Origin of the sequence: Lactobacillus sp. A27 (assembly GCF_016742815.1) — a bacterium.
Lineage (GTDB): Bacteria > Bacillota > Bacilli > Lactobacillales > Lactobacillaceae > Lactobacillus > Lactobacillus gallinarum.
The window spans coordinates 24,283-41,936 of record NZ_JAEHNT010000003.1 but is presented as its reverse complement, the minus strand read 5'-3'; the positions used below and the strand labels follow the sequence as shown (position 1 = coordinate 41,936).

Below are 17,654 nucleotides of genomic sequence, written 5' to 3'. Positions count from 1 at the left end.
TTTAACTATCCGATTCGTCTACCTTACCAAAGCGCCGATTACGGTGCTTAAAATCATTTACAAATTTTCTTAAATCATCTTCATCAAAATCTGGCCAATTTTTATCACTAAAAGCCAACTCTGAATAAGCTAATTGCCACAATAAGAAATTAGATATTCTTTGTTCTCCTGATGTCCTAATTAACAGGTCAGGATCTTGATACTTGCCAAAATTTTTGGTCATCAAGTGCTGGGAGATCATTTTCTCGGTAATGTCTTCACTTTTTAGTGCACCAGCTTCAATCATGCCACCTAATTCTTTCATTGCAGTCGTTATTTCTCTTCTAGAGCCATAATTAAAAGCGAAATTAAGAATTAAGCCAGTATTATGAGCAGTTTCTGACATTGCTCGTTGTACTATTTTATAAGTCTTTTCTGGCAATTCGTCTAAGTAACCCATAATGTTTACTTTAACGTTATTTTCCATCAAAGTCGGCATGTATTTGTCGAAAAAGCGCACGGGAAGATTCATTAAATAAGCTACTTCTTCTTTAGGTCTAGCCCAGTTTTCAGTAGAAAAAGCATATAAAGTTAGCACTTTAATTCCTAACTTATTAGCTGCTAGGGTAATTCGCTCAACATTATCCATGCCTTCACGATGTCCTACAAAACGAGGCTTGTGCCTTTTCTTAGCCCAGCGTCCATTACCATCCATGATAATGGCTAAATGATTTAATTCATTATCCGTCTTGCTCATGCTTAACCTTGAGTAATTTCCTTACGCTTTTCATCAGCAAGTTGATCGATCTTTTTAGTAGAATCATCAGTTACCTTTTGAACTTGCTTTTCTAAATTGCGTTGTTCATCTTCAGTAATATTACCGTCTTTTTGTTCTTTCTTCAAAGCGTCCATAGCTTCGCGACGAACATTTCTAACGGCGATTTTAGCATCCTCAGCGTATTTTCCAACTTCTTTGGCGATTTCTTCTCTTCTTTCACCAGTAAGTTGAGGAATAACTAATCTAATAACCTTACCATCATTGGCTGGAGTTAAGCCTAAATTAGAAGCTAAAAGAGCATGTTCAATATCATCCAAACTATTTTGATCATATGGAGTAATAAGCAAAACACGTGGTTCTGGAATAGTAATACTTGACATTTGAGTCAATGGAGTAGGTGCACCATAATATTCAACTTGAACATTGTCAAGAAGAGCAGCATTGGCTACACCGGCACGAATTGAAGCTAATCTCTTTTGATAAACCTTAATAGATTTATCCATGTTATCTTGTGCTTTTTTAATAGTTTCGTTATTCATTATTTGTCACCTCTAATAACAGTACCAATATTTTCACCCATAACAACCTTCTTAATGTTGCCTGGAGTATTAACGTTAAATACAATTAATGGAATTTCAGTATCCATTGAAAGTGAACTTGCAGTTCTATCCATAACCTTCAAGTCTTTTGAAATCAAATCAAGTTGAGTTAATTCAGTAAACTTAGTAGCTGTTGGATCAGTCTTAGGATCAGCTGAGTAAACACCATCTACACCATTCTTGGCCATCAAAATTACATCAGCGCCAATTTCAGCAGCACGAAGAGCAGCAGTAGTATCAGTTGAGAAGTATGGGTTGCCTGTACCACCACCAAAAATAACTACGCGCCCCTTTTCAAGATGACGGAGTGCTCTTCTTCTAATATAAGGTTCAGCAATTTGTCTCATTTCAATTGAAGTTTGCATTCTAGTAGGAACACCAACTTTTTCAAGACCATCTTGTAATGCTAATCCATTCATAATGGTAGCAAGCATACCCATGTAATCGGCTTGTGCACGTTCCATGCCTAACTTAGCACCGGTTTCACCGCGCCACATATTACCGCCACCACATACTATGCCGATTTCAACACCTAAATCATGAACAGATTTAATTTCTTTAGCTAAATGACCAATTACAGTTGGATTAATTCCATTTCCCTTATCACCTGCTAAAGCTTCACCTGATATTTTTAAAATGATACGTTTATATTTAACTTGACTCATAGTGACCTCCTCTAATAGCTTTAATTATTCTACCATATCTAACTCAACAATGTCTTGATAGTAAAAACAATCATAATAAAAAATAAAAAGGAGAAGCACTTAATGTACTCCTCCTTTCTATCATAATGTAATTTTTAAATTACTTCATTTGTTCGCGAACTTCAGCAGCAAAGTCTTCTTGCTTCTTTTCGATACCTTCACCAACTTCGAAACGTTGGAAAGCAACTAACTTAGCGCCTTTATCCTTCAAGAATTCGCCAACAGTCTTGCTATCATCCATGATGTAGTCTTGTGATAAGACTGCAAATTGCTTATCTACTTGAGTGTTATCATCGATAAAGCGTTGCATCTTACCAGGGATAATTCTGTCCCAGATCTTTTCTGGCTTGCCTTCTTCTTTAAGTTCAGCCTTAATGTCTTCCTTAGCCTTAGCTAAAACATCATCAGTTAATTGCTTTTCTGAACCATAAACAAGGTGTGGCAATGGCTTCTTGTGTACCAATGCACGACTTTCATTATCTTGATCAATCTTGTGGTTCATTACAGCTAATTGATCAGTAATAAATTGATCATCTAATTCGTCAGGTGAGATAACCTTTGGCTTCATAGCTGCAATGTGCATTGCCAAGTGCTTAGCAGTAGCTGCATCGGCACCTTCTAAAACGGTAATAACACCGATTTGGCCACCATTGTGTTGGTAAGCACCAAATTCTTGATCATCATTCTTCTTTTCCAAAGCGAAGCGACGTAAAACAATCTTTTCACCAATGGTAGCAGTTGCATTAACGAATGCTTGATCTAAAGTTGAACCATCGTCCATCTTTAATTCCTTAGCTGCTTCCATATCAGCAGGTTGACCTTCAGCAATGGTCTTAGTTGCGTCCTTTACTAAGTTAACAAACTTATCATTTGAAGAAACAAAGTCAGTTTCTGAGTTAACTTCGGTGATAGCTGCTACATTACCATTAACGTAAACACCAGTCAAGCCTTCAGCTGCAACACGGTCAGCCTTCTTAGCAGCCTTAGCCATACCCTTATCACGAAGATATTGGATAGCCTTGTCCATGTCACCTTCAACTTCTACCAATGCCTTCTTAGCGTCCATAACGCCAGCACCAGTACGTTCACGTAATTCTTTAACTAATTTTGCAGTAATTTGTGCCATTAATAGATCCTCCTACGGAACTAACAGTAAAAACTAGTCTTCTGGATTTTCTTCAGCGCTAACGATTTCTTCTGAACCATCAGCATTTTCCTTAAAGTCAACCTCAACAGATTCGTCATCTTGACCTTGCTTACCTTCAACGATAGCGTCAGCCATAGCACCAGCGATTAAGCGGATAGCACGAATAGCGTCATCGTTTGATGGGATAACTACGTCAATTGGATCTGGATCAGTGTTAGTGTCCACCATAGCTACAACTGGGATACCCAAAATGTTTGCTTCGTGAACAGCGATCTTTTCCTTCTTAGGGTCTACTACGAACAATACATCTGGGATTCTTGGCATATCTTCGATACCACCTAAGAATCTTTCAAGCTTGTCCATTTCCTTAGTTAAAAGTGCAACTTCTTTCTTTGGAAGAACATCAAAGGTACCGTCTTGTGACATTTCCTTTAATTGCTTTAATCTCTTAACACGGCTTTGGATAGTAGTCCAGTTAGTCAAAGTACCACCTAACCAACGTTGGTTTACGTAGTATTGACCTGCACGAGTTGCTTCTTCAGCAATTGAGTCTTGAGCTTGCTTCTTAGTACCTACAAATAAGAATACGCCACCGTCTTCGGCAACAGCCTTCATAAAGTTGTAAGCATCATCTAACATCTTGATAGTCTTTTGCAAGTCAATGATGTAGATACCATTTCTTTGAGTAAAAATGTAAGGAGCCATCTTTGGGTTCCATCTTCTAGTTTGGTGACCAAAGTGGACACCAGCTTCAAGCAATTGCTTCATTGTAACAACGTCTGCCATATTTATATTCCTCCTATGGTTTTATATCCTCTCAAGCGTTCATTTCATCATCAAACCACTACCTAGGGCACCACGATGATGATCGCTCTTGATGTGTTTTAAAAATTATATGCTAACACAGCATACTCGCCTATTTTACAAAAAATAATTTTATTTTTCAAGCTAAAAATTAATATTATGCTCTCTTAAAAATTTTTCTTTCCAAGCGCGTGAATGGTGCTTAAACCAATACTCTCTTTTTAAAGCTAATCTTTTATCGTCAAATTGCTCATGGTAAATCATACGAACTGGTCGCCTAGATTTGGTGTATTTAGCGCCTTTGCCAGAATTATGCATTTTCAGGCGATGATCTAAATCATTAGTAAAGCCACCATAGAAACTACCATCATTACAAAGCAAAACGTAAAAATAGTATTTACCTCGGGCGTCATGTTTAGCTTTATCTTCAGGGGTCTCTCGAACTATTCTTTGAATTAATGGCTTAAATTCATCATTTTTGTCATGAACTTCGATTGCATCCCTAAGTTCAGTTCCATCTGTCCCAGTGTGCTTTACGGCTTCAACGATAATTAAATTTGCATCATCTCCGCGGTGAGACACAAATGGTTGCACTAATTTTACACTCAAATCATGCTTCATGCAGTAGTAACAAATCTCGCCTAATCGCTCAGGTCGATGCACCATAAACATCTTCCCCTTCATTTTTAATAAGCCACTGGCAACTTCAATAATTTGCTCTAAATTAATTAACAATTCATGACGAGCAATTGCTTTTTTTCTATCTGGGTTTACCTCATGCCCTTCAGGGGCCTTAAAGTAAGGTGGGTTAACTGTTACTACATCGTAGCTATCCTTACGCAAAAATTTTGCAGCATTCAGTACATTATCCTTATACACTGCTATACGATTTTCCATTTGATTAAGTTCAATAGAACGCTTAGCTTGCGAATATATTTCGTCTTGAATCTCAATTGCATCATAGTGCGCACGATTGAAGTAAGCCATATAAATCGTTGCAGCACAATTTCCCGCACATAAATCTGCTACTTTATCGCGATCACGAATTTGATTCTTAGCCCAATAAGCCAAAAGCAATGTATCCATAGAAAAGCTAAAGGCAGTTTTATCTTGGATAATCCGCAAATCATCACTGTACATATAATCAATTCGTTCATTATCTTTAAGTTCTACCATAAAAATATTTGCCTTTCTTGTCTATCTATTTTTATAATATTACAACAATTGGAGGAACAAAAAGATGTTTTATAAAATAATTCGTCCGATTGCCCGCTTTATCGTATGGGTACTAAATGGACACTTACATATTCATCACAAGAATCGTTTACCTAAAGGTAACTATATCTTAGTTGCACCTCACCGTACCTGGTGGGAACCTATCTTGTTTGCCTTAGGTGCTAGTCCAATGGAATTTATGTTCATGGCTAAAATCGAACTATTCAAGAATCCGGTTTTACGTTTTATTTTAGATCATGCCCATGCCTTTCCTGTCGATCGAAAAAATCCAGGACCATCTGCATTAAAAATCCCAGTAAAAGGATTAAGAAAAGGGGAATTATCATTAATCATTTTTCCATCGGGCACAAGACACTCTGCTGAATTAAAAGGTGGTGCGCTTTTAATTTCTAAAATGTCGCAAAAGCCAATGGTTCCAGTAGTTTATCAAGGTCCATTAACTTTTAAAGGACTGCTTAAGCGCAACCCCCTAGAAGTTAACTTTGGTGATCCAATTACAATTGATCGTAAAACTAAATTAACTCATGAAAATGAAGCAATCATTTATCAACAATTAGAGGACGCTTGGAAAAAATTAGATGATGAACTTGATCCAAATTTCCATTATGTTGCCAAGTAAAAAATGCTTAACTCGTTTTTTGGGTTAAGTATTTTTTATTGCTTAAAATTTTTTAGTGTTAAAATAAGTAATTAGGTTTGATAATTAGTGGAGGAAATTACATTGTTAGAAAAAACATTTTATAAAATGATGCTCAGTAAATCCTTCCCTTTTCCCGTTAGAGTAACTTATTGGGATGGTAAAAGCGAAGTTTATGGTAACGGTACCCCAGAGATTGAAATTGTCTTTAACGAAAAAATCCCTATGGGCGACATTACTAGAAATGCTTCACTCGCACTTGGTGAAGGATACATGGATAAGAAAATTGAAATCCATGGGGATATTCAAAAATTAATTTTTGGTGCTTACGAAAGTGCCGACAGTTTCATGCGTTCCTCAAAGTTCCGCAAATTTTTACCAAAGCAAAAGCACACCGAAAAGCAAAGTGAAGAAGACGTACAAAGCCACTACGATATCGGTAACGACTTCTACAAGTTATGGCTTGATCCTACTATGACTTACTCTTGTGCTTACTTTGAAGATGGTAATGAAAATGATCTTGAACAAGCTCAAATTGCTAAAGTTCACCACATTTTAAACAAATTAAACCCACAAAAAGGCAAGACTTTACTCGACATCGGTTGTGGCTGGGGTACATTGATGCTCACTGCTGCTAAGGAATATGGTCTTAAGGTTACCGGTGTTACATTGAGTGAAGAACAATACAAATTAGTACAAAAGCGTATCTACGATGAAAACTTGCAAGATGTAGCTGAAGTTAGACTTGAAGACTACCGTGAACTTGGTGATCAAACCTGGGATTACGTAACTTCAGTTGGTATGTTTGAACACGTAGGTTCAGAGAACTTACCTAAATACTTCCAAGATGTTTACAAGTACTTAAACAAAGATGGTATTGCTTTGATCCACGGTATTACTCGTCAACAAGGCGGTGCTACTAACGCTTGGATCAACAAATACATCTTCCCAGGTGGTTACATTCCAGGTTTGCAAGAAATTGTCGGCGACATCGTTGACAGTGGCTTGCAAATCACTGATATGGAAGCTCTTCGTCGTCACTACCAAAGAACTCTTGAAATTTGGGACAAGAACTTCAACGCTGTTCGCGATCAAGTTGAAGATAAAATGGGGGAACGTTTCACTCGCATGTGGGACATGTACTTAAATGCTTGTGCTGCTTCATTTAAATCAGGCAATATCGATGTCATCCAATACTTGCTTACCAAGGGCCCTTCTGGTAAGAACTTGCCAATGACTAGAGATTACATGCTTAAGTAATTTAAAAATATTAACAGACCTGCATTAGATGCAGGCCTATTTTTTATTTAAAGTAAAAATTATTTTAATCTAAAGTTCAAAAAACAAGACTCCCTAAATAAAGGAAGTCTTGTTTTTGACTAGTATCGAGATTTAGTTTTTGTGTTTCTTATCATGACTATGAAGACTATCAAAACCAAACATTGCTGTAAAACTTGCTAATAACATTCCGAGTAAACCAATAATGCTATTATCGGCTTCACCAGTTTGTGGGAGTTTAGGCTCTGCAGCCTTATTTTCAACTGGATCTGAAACTACTTTAACATTATTTTCTCTTGTTACTTTGTCTTCAATAGGCTCTGCTATTTCAGTATGGCCTTGCTTTGCAATTTTAGTCTTAATAATCTTTCTTTCCTTCTTATACGCAGCCACCTTCTTTGGATTAGTTTTATCTAATTTATCCTTAGGTTTTACATTTTCAAAATGTTCATCAGACGATGTTTCAGAATCAGGTTGATCATCTGGGGTTGGATTTGGAGTTGGCTCTGGTTCTGGAGTAGGTTCAGGCGATGGAGTATCGCCATGATCACTAGGATTACCAGGGTTACCATCTGGTGCATAAGTTACAGTTATTACCCTGTTCAAATCATCTGGAGTTACTGTTGCACCACCTGCTACAACCTTATCAGCGTGATACCCAGGAATTACTGGAGTATCAACATTGCCAAAGGTATGGCTTTGCACATTCCATGGAGTTACGCTAATGATCTTCCCAGTTACATCGTCGAAGGTAATTTCACGAGTAAATATGAAGGTTTGCTTGTTATCAGCAGGCGTCTTATCACCAGCGCCAACGTAATGGATAGTTTGAGTACCCGTTCTCTTAACTTGATCCAATTCAGTGCCGTTTGGATACTTAGGACCTTCTGAATTCTTAGGATCTACCGGTTCACCTGGATGACCTGGATTATTTGATGTTACAGTTGTGGTGCCGTGCTTCAAGTTAATGATTACTTCTTGGGCGCTAGCTGTAAATTGACGTGGAATTTCTGGCACTTTTCCATCAAGTACATAGCCCTTTCCTGCAAGTTTTGCTAAATCGGTTGCTGGATCATACTTGAATGGATCATCTTCGTCACCACTGTCGTTTTTACCATACCCATCAATGTCTTTATCCTTGGTGTTGTCGTGGTATTTAACACTTATAGTACCTGATTTTACGTATTTAACCGTAATATCCTTACTTGGATCTTCTGAATCTGGATCTACCGGATCGCTTGGTTTTACGTTTTTGTCTAATGGATGATAGCCTTTATCTGAAAGATCTGGAATCTTACCAGAGTCTACCCTACTTGGATCCTTAGGATCAGTTGGAAATACCGGTTGATCTGCGCCTTTAATTTGCTTACCGTCTTTATCAACTGGGATAATCTTACCGTTCTTAGTATAAGTTACAGTAACTGTGATGCTGCCACTGTCCTGGGTCAACCCGGTAATTTCCTCTACATCGTTGCCTTTTCTGTGACTATCTATACCTGTTAAGTGGTAATCATTTTCTACCGGTGAAATTACTGCATCAAATGTATTCTTGCCATCGGCTTTCCAAATAACTTGTGGCTTGTCAGTCTTACTGTCATCGACTACCCATGTACCGTCTTGTTTTTTGGCATTTACTAATTTACCGGTTACCCTATCAACGTAAGCAGTACCAGTAAATGTTACTTGTTGCTGGTGGTTTGTAGGAACATCACCAGTAAATGTAGCACCATCACTATTTACATAGTTAACTGTTAAGTCAACTGTCTTAGTTAATTGATCAGGTTGCGCTTCTTTAACAGTGTTCGTTGGAATATCGGTAGGTGGTGTTTTGGGAGTGACAGGTACAACGCCGTCCTTAATATGATCATAAATAATAACTCGTTCATTCAAAGTTGAAACAACTTGTGTCCCCGCACATGCCCAGTGACTGCCCCACGCAGTATCATCAGCACCATAAGTTATGGTCATCCCTGGTTGATATTGAATTGCAACAGCACCCACAAAAGCATATCTGTTATCTTCAGATTTATTATCCCAGTCTGGATAATTATTTTGATCATGGCTGTTGCTTTCATCTGAATACCACCAACCATCATGGGTATCTGTAGCCTTGTCTTCATCTACGCCAACTTCAGTCTTATCTAGCGACGTTGGTGTATGAGGATTGTTGGCACTATAACTAACTCTGATTCTGACAGCTGTCTTGGTACCAACTCTAACTTCAGGAATTTCGATATCAGGATATTTTTCAGTCCCATTCTCACTTATAGAAGGTAATTTCAAGCCTTTAAAGAAGGCATTTTCATTATCATAAACATATCCGTCATTAGTTTTTTTAACATGTAATGTTACTGTTTGCGTAAGTTCAGAAGAATTTTCTTTCCGAATCCACCCCTTGTTCTTTAAATCATCTGCTTTATCACGTAAATAATTTCTTAAATAATCTCCACTGCTAGCTCCATCAAATAATTCAACGGTTCTAGTAAATTCCTTAGTAGTATTTTCATCAACCGGTCCAGTTACCGTAGACCCGGCAAGTTTTTCTATATCTGCTGAAGTGCCATCAGGATTTTCAGCTTTAACTTTTTCTAGATATTCTTTACCGTCTCCACGATGATTATTATTACCTACACCATCGGAATTTAAACTAGTAACAAAAATCCAAGCCTTATTTTTATCACCATCTTTAAAGGTAATTAGATTATTCTTGTCATCATAATAAATATCTTTAACAGAAACTTGTTTAATATTATTGTAGAAGAAGCCATCAGATGGATCCTTATAAATGATTAATTGTGGCCCATCACATTTATCATATATCCCATCTTTTTTATACGAATCAGAGCCATTAGGATTAAAAAGTTTAGGATCATCTGTTGCCTGAATACCTGAGAAAGTTCTCTCAATTCTCGAAATTTTAATTCGATCGGTTTCATCCCCCATATTCTCTAGATAATAAGAATTGTTCAAATTACTATAGGTGACTGTAATATCTTTATTTTGATACTTATCATTCAAATCAATAATGACTTTATTGTCACTTTTAATTTGCATTATATCTTTTTCTTTATCAGTCATCTTATCGGGACCAGCATGAGTAATAACAATAGCGTCTTTTTTACCATCAATCTCAATCTTTTGGGAAGGACCATCTATTACTGTAGTATTCACCTCTTTAGTTTTAGTCTTATCCTTAGTATCAGTGATAGTAACTTTATTAATCTTAGAATTTCTTTCATCATCAACACTCAAGCCTTGATTTTTAAAAGCTTCAGATTCTTCACCATTTAAAATTTGTTGATTTTGATGCTTATTCTTATAATCCTCGATAGCTGCTTTTTCATTATTAGCTGCAGCAATACCGCCATCAATGCTATGTTTAATGTCTTCTACTTGCTTACCACGTTCATCAGCAGTATCAGCCGTTTTTACAGGTTGCTTACCACGTTCATCAGCATTATCAGCAGCTTTTTCAGGTTGTTTACCACTAGGACGAATAACTACTTTATTACCAGCTTCATCTTGCTCTTTTTGTTTTTGATTGGCATAGTCATCAATAGCTTGGTTTACGTCTGTATCATCTTTAGTAGGGTCCTTAGCAACTTTTACTGGATCTTTTACTTCGGTTGATCCATTTTCTTCACCAGTTTGTCCCGACGCAGGTTCTTTGCTAGTTCCAGTTTGAGGAACATCCCCTGATACGTTAGTATCAGCGTGTACAATAGTGGCCGACCCACCCATAAAATACAAAGAGGTCCCCAATAATACACTTGCTGCACCTATACTCAGTTTACGGATACTAAATCTCTGCTTAACAGCAGTAACAATTCTTTTTCCCATTATTCTCTTTTTCTCTACTTCAAATCTAAATCATTTTATTCAAACAACATTTATTCCCTATAATTCGTTCAAAATGTAAATGTTATGTTTGAACAAACCAATTATGTTTTTTAACTACAATAAGTTATACATAATCGTCACATTAATGATATTTGCTATATATCGATAGTATAGATGTAAGCGCTTAAATTTACAATATGCAAAGTTTTTAATAACGCTATCTTATTTTATTCGTTATTTTTATAAATTCCCGCCATATAAATAAAATCAGTTTCTTAATGCCTGTTTCTAATGTAAATAAAATAATTTTACATACACAAAAAGCAAGACCTCTTTTACTAAGAAATCTTGCTCTTTGTTATATTAAATATATTTATTATGTTATGTTTTTACCAAATCACAATTCTATCTTCTGGATCAAGCCACATACCGTCATCCTTCTTAACGCCAAAAGCATCATAGAATTCATCTTGGCATTGGACCGGAATATTTACTCTAGTTGGTTGTGGTGCATGGACATCAGTTTGAACTTCAGTCTTAATTGCTTCAGGACGTTGCTTTTCCATCCAGCTTCTAGCATAGTTTTCAAACAAATCCTTCAAATTCGCACCATCAGATTTACCTGCTTGAACGGCACAAGCTAAACCGGCTAGGTCAGCGATGTTTTCAGAAACGACTTGCTTACCGTTAAGCTTAGCAGGACCATATTGCAAACCATTGAAAATATCGATCATTTGGCCGACACGCTTGTTGAATTCACCGAAGTCTTGCTTAGTCCACCAGTTGTTCATATTACCGTTCTCGTCAAACTTGGCACCATTATTGTCAAAGGCGTGAGAAACTTCGTGACCAATAGTAGCACCGATACCACCGTAGTTAGCACCTCTTGATTGGTTAATATCGTAGAATGGCTTTTGCAAAATACCAGCTGGGAAAGTTAAATCGTTTCTTTGTGGGTCGTAACAAGCGTTGTTCAAGTTACCTGGCATGAGCCATACTGAACGATCAACCGGCTTAGTTAATTTATCCAGTTCGTACTTGGTACGTACTTTATCCATAGCAGCTTCATTTTCATACAAGCTCTTTTCAGGATCTACTTGTAACAAATCAAAAATCTTTTCAATTTTTTCTGGATAACCAATCTTAAGAACCAAAGCATTTAACTTAACAATTGCCTTTTTCTTAGTTTCATCAGATAGCCAAGTATTATGGTTGATTCTTTCTTCATAAACCTTAAGCATGTTGTGAATCATATCTTCAACATCGCGCTTGGCTTTTTCACCAAAGTATTTCTTACCATAGAAAATACCAACCACTTCGTCAAAGGCACTGTTAGCAATACGGTAAGCCTGCTTAATTTGTGATGGCATTTCTGGTGCGCCAGTAATTGCTTGGTTAAATGGAAAGGCTGCTTCTCTAAACTTTTGTGACAAGTACTTAGCTACGCTATTAATGTATTTAACTAGCATCCAGCCTTTGATTTCGTCAAAGTTTTCAGCGTTGATTAATTCTTCTGCATGGTCAAGGAAACGTGGTTCCATCACAATTACACGTTTTTGTTTTTCAGGTAAAAGTTCATCTAAGAATTTTGCCATATCGAATGACTTAAACTTAGCAATAAATTCGTCATATGAAACTGGGTTATAAATAGCAGCATCGTCGGCCCACTCTTCAGTAGACTTAACCACCTTGGCAACTTTTGCATCAAAGGCCAGAGCATTATCAACGTATACTCTAGCTTCTGTTTTACCAATGCCAGCCATCATTAACAAATTAATGCTTTGATCTTGCAAAATGTCTAATAGCTTCTTAGCATCTTCTGTCTTATAAGTGGTTGTATCTGGCAAGAAGGTACTTGAACCACCGAAATATAAGACATTGACATCGGTATTCTTCATATCGGCATCGACGCCATAAACGAATGGTAAAATATATGGACCCATGTATAAATCATTTGCTTTTTTACCCAAGTCGGCAAAATCATTTAATGATAATAACTTTTGCAAGTCATTTTGAATAGGGTTTGCTTCTTCTGCATCCCTCTTCTCAAAATTCTTGGCAATCTTATACAAAGCAATTGCCTTGTCAAAGTCCTTGATCTCTGGCATCTTTTCTTTGCCCGCAGCAATATCGGCAAAATCCTTCATCATTCTATTTTCAATCTTAATGTCAAGTTCTGAGTTGACACCAGTTGAAGTACGGTCAGCAGGGATTTCAGCTTTAGAAAGCCAATTTGAATTAACAGCCAAATATAAATTATCTTGTGGCTTAGCATTAACATCTGGTTCTGCAACATCGCCCGCACCACCGCGAACAGCGTAAAATCTTCTCATTTTTCCTCCTATGAATATTAATAATTATTTCATTCTTTTTAATCATTATAACAAAAAGACGTTTGCAATTATGGAAAACGTCTTTTATTAACTATTCTTTATTTTCATTATTCTGCAGAGTATACAAATTGTAGTAGTAACCCTTCTTAGCAAGAAGCTGTTCATGGTTACCACGTTCAATGATTCTCCCCTTGTCTAACACGATAATTTGATCCGCATCGGCAATTGTAGACAAACGGTGAGCAATCGCTAAAGTTGTTCTACCTTTACGTAAACGTTTAAGTCCCTGTTGGATCATAGTTTCAGTTTCGGTATCAACGTTAGCTGTGGCTTCGTCCAATACCAAAACTTTAGGGTCTGTAACCAATGTTCTAGCAAAAGAAATTAATTGACGCTGACCTTGACTTAATTCTTCGCCGCCTTCAATTACCTTTGCGTGATATTTACCTGGCATCTTTTCAATAAATTGATCTGCTTGAACTGCCTTAGCTGCGTCTTTAATTTGTTCATCGGTAATATTCTTATTATATAAACGAATATTAGAAGAAATATCACCATAAAACATGAATGGTTCCTGCAAAACAAGCCCCAGCTTTTTACGCAGTTCTTCTTTAGGGTATTTTCTGATATCTATATCATCAATTAAGATCTCGCCCTTACCAAATTCATAAAAGCGCATCATTACATTGATAATCGAGCTTTTACCAGAGCCAGTATGACCCACAATACCTAAAGTTTCACCTGAATTTACTACGAATGAAATATCATGCAAGATTTCATTTTTACCATCATATGAGAAACTAACGTGCTTGAATTCAATCTTGCCGCGACTGATAGTCAATCCTTCTTGAACATTTTGCTTTGGCTCATATTGTTCATCATCTAAAATCGCAAAGATTCTCTTACCGGCTACGATACCATCTTGGAAGAATGTCATCTGGTCCATCATAGTTGAAATTGGATTAAACAATTGTGATAAGTATTGTGAGAAAGCATATACCACACCAGCTGGCACAAATGTTGCCTGCAATGGAAAACCGAAATACATCAACGTTACGGCTAAAGCCAATGAATAAAGCAAACTAGTCAAAGGTGAAAGCAGCAATGAGTTAATACGGATCATGTTGAAACGCGTATTCATCAACCCACCATTTTCACCCTCAAATTGGTGGGTCATTCTCTTTTCTTGGTTAAACTGCTGAATAATCGAGACGCCCTCAATTGACTCATTCAAGTTAGCGTTAATTCTACTCAACCGTTCACGATAGTTACGATAAAGACGTGAACTCTTTTGTGAGTAGAGCCAAATAACAAAGAGCAAAATTGGCACAAACGCTAAAACAATCCAGCCCGCAATCACGTTCGTAGTAAACATTGCGACCAATGCTGTAACCACAGAAAAGGCACCAATTACTACAGTTGAAAGCACAGTCAAGAAGTTGCTAAGAGTCATCGTATCGTTAGTAACTCTTGACACAATTGAGCCGGCAGGTGTTTGGTCAAAATAACGCATCCCTAACTCATGCAATTTTCGATAAAGCGCTCTTCTAATGCTTTCCAAGGTCTTTTCAGAACCCAAAGCAAAGAAATATTGGTAAGTAAACTGAATGACCGCTTTTAAAATGGAACCTACTGCATAAAGCAAACCCGCAAACAGAATAATTTGGACAGTTGCACTTTGTTTAAGCAAAAAGTTGTCTAAGAAATATTGCAATCCACGCGGAAGCAAAATATTGATAATGCTGACTAAGAAGGCACCAATCAAGGCAATGGTCATTTCAAACTTGAAGTGTTTAACAAAGCCCATCAAACGTTTAAAAATCGCTACCTGCTCTTTAAATGGGATTGCCTTAGACCACACTGATTCTTGCTTTTCTTCATTATTCATCTACATCTTCACCCACCTTTGCTTGCAATTCTTGTCTACGCCACATTTCCGCATACCAGCCATTTTCTTTGAGCAGATCTTGGTGATTGCCTCGTTCAATAATTTGACCGTCTTTTAAGACTAAAATCAAATCGGCATCCATGACCGATGTCAATCTATGTGCCGCAATCATCGTGGTCTTATCTTTTCTTTCATTTCTCAAAGAAGTTAGAATTTCGGTTTCAGTCTTTGCATCAACCGCTGATAAAGCATCATCCAAAATCAAAATTTGGCTATCTTTAAGCAAAGCACGGGCAATGGACATTCTTTGACGTTGACCACCAGAAAGTGAAATTCCATTTTCACCGACTAAAGTCTCATAGCCCTGTGGCATTTGTAAAACATCATCGTGCAAATCACTCTTCTTAGCAGCTACCGCAATCTCATTTTTGCCTGCATCTGCCTCTGAGAAAGCAATATTTCTACCAATACTCGTTGAAAAGAGAAAGTTGTTCTGGGGAACATAAGATATTTGGCTAAGTAAAACTTTAAGCGGAATTTTCTTGATATTGATGCCATTTAAGGTGATTTCACCGTCATATTGGTCGAATTCTCTCAATAGCAGCTGAATGATTGTCGTTTTACCAGCACCTACACGACCTACTAAACCTAAAGTTTGACCAGGTTTTAAGGTGAAATCGATGTTCTTTAACACTAGAATATCCTTTTCATCAGGATAAGCAAACGATTTAATATCAAAATGCAAATCACCTTGTAAGTCTTGAGCCTTAATACTTTGATCAGCGTGGGCATCAGTAATTAACGGTTTTTCATAAAGTAGCTTTTCTACACGGTCATAGCTTGCACTACCTCTTTCCAAAATATTGAACAAATAACCAATCGCAAACATCGGCCAAACCATGTTAGCAATATAGGCAATGAAGGAAACGAGCTGACCAATCGATAGCACTTTATTTGTAACTAAAAGTCCACCATAAATAATGGTAATTACATAGGTTGCACCGATAATTGCCGTACCCAATGGATCAAATAAGGAGTCCCATACAAACACTTTTTTATTGATATTAATTGTGTCATCGACCATTTTGTCAAAGGCCTGAGTATCTTCTTTTCCTTGACCAAAGGTCTTCAGCACCTTGATGCCTGAAACGGATTCTTGGGTCTTATTATTCAAACGTGAAAAAGCAGCCTGTGATTTATCAAAAGCATCATGCAAACGACCCCCAAGCTTCCAAGCACCTAGTGCCAAAAATGGCAGTGGCAATAAAGCAACGATAGTCAGTCTCCAATCAACGAAAATGATCATGGCAATCATAGTTGATAATCCCATGACAAGAGAGTCAACTAAAGTTAAAACGCCATCACCGGCTACGTTTTGAATAGAAGTCACATCGTTAGTTGCATGGGCCATCAAGTCACCGGTTCGGTGGCGCTGATAAAATGTTCTGTCCATGATCATAAAGTGGTCGAACAGTTTAGAACGCATTTGTCGTTCTAGTTCTGCGGCCCCGCCCCAAATTTGCTTACGCCAAAAGTAGCGCAAAATATATAAAACGAAGGCGGCAGCTAACACAGCTAGAATCAACATCCCATATTGCCCCCATGAGATGTGACCTTGATCCAGCTGATCTGCCATCAGTCCTAATACTCTTGGCGGAATTAAGTTGGCTAAAGAGGTTAAAGCAAGAAAAGTAATTCCGATAATATAACGTTTCCTTTCTTGTTTAAAAAACCAACCCAATTTTTTAAATATGTTCATTTACTCACTCCATTCTTTAAAAAGAACACCAAAAAAGACGAAGGAATAATCCTTCGCCTTAACACCACAAAATAATCTAATAATTACTTTTGTTGATGCTTCATCATGTTCATTACTTGATGAACCTTCTTGTTAGAAGGCTTTTGTCCCATTTGAGACATCATAGCAACGATCATATCTTCACTAATAGGAGGATTTTCCTTAAAATACTTCTTCATGTATGCTCTTGCACCATAGAAACCTGCTGTTGCACCAACTAAAAGTGCAATAATAATCAAAAATATTGCTAAACCTAAATTCATATTATATCCTCCATCTAACTAACAATAATATCTTACATAATTTTTCACTTTTTTAAAAGGCTTAATTAATCTTTTCTAAGACCTTTTCTTCTTTGAGCACGTTTTGCTCTTTCTGAGGTTACTTCTTTACCATTTTTATCGATAATTACCATATTTTCAACGTCTTGCTTAAATGCAGCTCTGAAGTTGGCAAGGAATTTTTTGTGAAGTTCTTTACGTTCTTGTTCCTCTTCGGGAGTTAAGCCTTCCTTTTCTTTCTTATGGTAAAGTTCATTAATTCGATTAGTTACCTTTTTTTCTTCTTCTTTACTCATTGCATCTTTATTCATTTTATATTCACCTCACATTAACAATCTTTAGTCTACCGTAT

Annotated in this window: 14 protein-coding genes; 2 read left to right on the top strand and 12 right to left on the bottom strand. The window is 37.0% G+C overall.

Going from position 1 to position 17,654, the window contains the following annotated elements; translation table 11 throughout:
* Position 1: 1 nt before the first annotated feature.
* From JEM49_RS00545 to JEM49_RS00520, 6 genes are all read right to left on the bottom strand, one after another.
* Entirely contained in the window at positions 2-736 is a 735-nt protein-coding gene (locus JEM49_RS00545; protein ID WP_025005932.1) for an isoprenyl transferase, read from the bottom strand.
* Positions 737-738: 2 nt separating this feature from the next.
* Entirely contained in the window at positions 739-1,296 is a 558-nt protein-coding gene (gene frr / locus JEM49_RS00540) for a ribosome recycling factor (protein WP_025005931.1), read from the bottom strand.
* A complete protein-coding gene (pyrH, locus tag JEM49_RS00535) occupies positions 1,296-2,021 on the bottom strand; it encodes a UMP kinase (RefSeq protein WP_025005930.1) in 726 nt (241 codons plus the stop codon). The genes frr and pyrH overlap by 1 nt, the downstream gene beginning before the upstream one ends.
* Positions 2,022-2,160: 139 nt before the next feature.
* Positions 2,161-3,186 carry a translation elongation factor Ts gene (gene tsf, locus JEM49_RS00530; RefSeq protein WP_056945436.1) on the bottom strand — a complete coding sequence of 342 codons (1,026 nt, stop codon included), beginning with the start codon at positions 3,184-3,186 and terminating at the stop codon, positions 2,161-2,163.
* Positions 3,187-3,219: 33 nt separating this feature from the next.
* On the bottom strand, positions 3,220-3,993 hold the full coding sequence (gene rpsB, locus JEM49_RS00525) for a 30S ribosomal protein S2 (protein WP_056945437.1): 774 nt from the start codon (positions 3,991-3,993) through the stop codon (positions 3,220-3,222).
* Positions 3,994-4,155: 162 nt separating this feature from the next.
* Positions 4,156-5,187, bottom strand: a complete 1,032-nt coding sequence (locus JEM49_RS00520) for a GIY-YIG nuclease family protein (protein WP_025005928.1) — start codon at positions 5,185-5,187, stop codon at positions 4,156-4,158.
* A 64-nt stretch (positions 5,188-5,251) separates the two neighbouring features.
* Here JEM49_RS00520 and JEM49_RS00515 point away from each other — a divergent pair, with 64 nt between their 5' ends.
* On the top strand, positions 5,252-5,866 hold the full coding sequence (locus JEM49_RS00515; RefSeq protein WP_201873131.1) for a lysophospholipid acyltransferase family protein: 615 nt from the start codon (positions 5,252-5,254) through the stop codon (positions 5,864-5,866).
* Positions 5,867-5,968: 102 nt separating this feature from the next.
* Positions 5,969-7,144, top strand: coding sequence for an SAM-dependent methyltransferase (locus JEM49_RS00510; RefSeq protein ID WP_201873129.1), 1,176 nt, complete (start codon positions 5,969-5,971; stop codon positions 7,142-7,144).
* A 132-nt stretch (positions 7,145-7,276) separates the two neighbouring features.
* Here the strand turns inward: JEM49_RS00510 and JEM49_RS00505 are convergent, their stop codons facing one another.
* From JEM49_RS00505 to JEM49_RS00480, 6 genes are all read right to left on the bottom strand, one after another.
* Positions 7,277-11,002, bottom strand: coding sequence for a mucin-binding protein (locus tag JEM49_RS00505; protein WP_201873127.1), 3,726 nt, complete (start codon positions 11,000-11,002; stop codon positions 7,277-7,279).
* A gap of 389 nt (positions 11,003-11,391) precedes the next feature.
* Positions 11,392-13,335, bottom strand: a complete 1,944-nt coding sequence (locus JEM49_RS00500; RefSeq protein WP_201873125.1) for a M13 family metallopeptidase — start codon at positions 13,333-13,335, stop codon at positions 11,392-11,394.
* Between the two features lie 91 nt (positions 13,336-13,426).
* On the bottom strand, positions 13,427-15,223 hold the full coding sequence (locus JEM49_RS00495; RefSeq protein ID WP_201873122.1) for an ABC transporter ATP-binding protein: 1,797 nt from the start codon (positions 15,221-15,223) through the stop codon (positions 13,427-13,429).
* Entirely contained in the window at positions 15,216-16,982 is a 1,767-nt protein-coding gene (locus tag JEM49_RS00490; RefSeq protein WP_201873120.1) for an ABC transporter ATP-binding protein, read from the bottom strand. The genes JEM49_RS00495 and JEM49_RS00490 overlap by 8 nt, the downstream gene beginning before the upstream one ends.
* Before the next feature lie 83 nt (positions 16,983-17,065).
* Positions 17,066-17,284 carry a YneF family protein gene (locus JEM49_RS00485; RefSeq protein WP_013438154.1) on the bottom strand — a complete coding sequence of 73 codons (219 nt, stop codon included), beginning with the start codon at positions 17,282-17,284 and terminating at the stop codon, positions 17,066-17,068.
* Positions 17,285-17,349: 65 nt separating this feature from the next.
* Complete coding sequence (locus JEM49_RS00480) at positions 17,350-17,613, bottom strand: DUF896 domain-containing protein (protein WP_201873111.1); 264 nt, start codon at positions 17,611-17,613, stop codon at positions 17,350-17,352.
* Between the last annotated feature and the right edge of the window lie 41 nt (positions 17,614-17,654).

Excerpts from the sequence above, each read along its gene's own strand:
- JEM49_RS00545 (WP_025005932.1), bottom strand. The coding sequence starts at position 736 with ATGAGCAAGACGGATAATGAATTAAATCATTTAGCCATTATCATGGAT.
- frr (WP_025005931.1), bottom strand. The coding sequence starts at position 1,296 with ATGAATAACGAAACTATTAAAAAAGCACAAGATAACATGGATAAATCT.
- pyrH (WP_025005930.1), bottom strand. The coding sequence starts at position 2,021 with ATGAGTCAAGTTAAATATAAACGTATCATTTTAAAAATATCAGGTGAA.
- tsf (WP_056945436.1), bottom strand. The coding sequence starts at position 3,186 with ATGGCACAAATTACTGCAAAATTAGTTAAAGAATTACGTGAACGTACT.
- rpsB (WP_056945437.1), bottom strand. The coding sequence starts at position 3,993 with ATGGCAGACGTTGTTACAATGAAGCAATTGCTTGAAGCTGGTGTCCAC.
- JEM49_RS00520 (WP_025005928.1), bottom strand. The coding sequence starts at position 5,187 with ATGGTAGAACTTAAAGATAATGAACGAATTGATTATATGTACAGTGAT.
- JEM49_RS00515 (WP_201873131.1), top strand. The coding sequence starts at position 5,252 with ATGTTTTATAAAATAATTCGTCCGATTGCCCGCTTTATCGTATGGGTA.
- JEM49_RS00505 (WP_201873127.1), bottom strand. The coding sequence starts at position 11,002 with ATGGGAAAAAGAATTGTTACTGCTGTTAAGCAGAGATTTAGTATCCGT.
- JEM49_RS00500 (WP_201873125.1), bottom strand. The coding sequence starts at position 13,335 with ATGAGAAGATTTTACGCTGTTCGCGGTGGTGCGGGCGATGTTGCAGAA.
- JEM49_RS00495 (WP_201873122.1), bottom strand. The coding sequence starts at position 15,223 with ATGAATAATGAAGAAAAGCAAGAATCAGTGTGGTCTAAGGCAATCCCA.
- JEM49_RS00490 (WP_201873120.1), bottom strand. The coding sequence starts at position 16,982 with ATGAACATATTTAAAAAATTGGGTTGGTTTTTTAAACAAGAAAGGAAA.
- JEM49_RS00485 (WP_013438154.1), bottom strand. The coding sequence starts at position 17,284 with ATGAATTTAGGTTTAGCAATATTTTTGATTATTATTGCACTTTTAGTT.
- JEM49_RS00480 (WP_201873111.1), bottom strand. The coding sequence starts at position 17,613 with ATGAATAAAGATGCAATGAGTAAAGAAGAAGAAAAAAAGGTAACTAAT.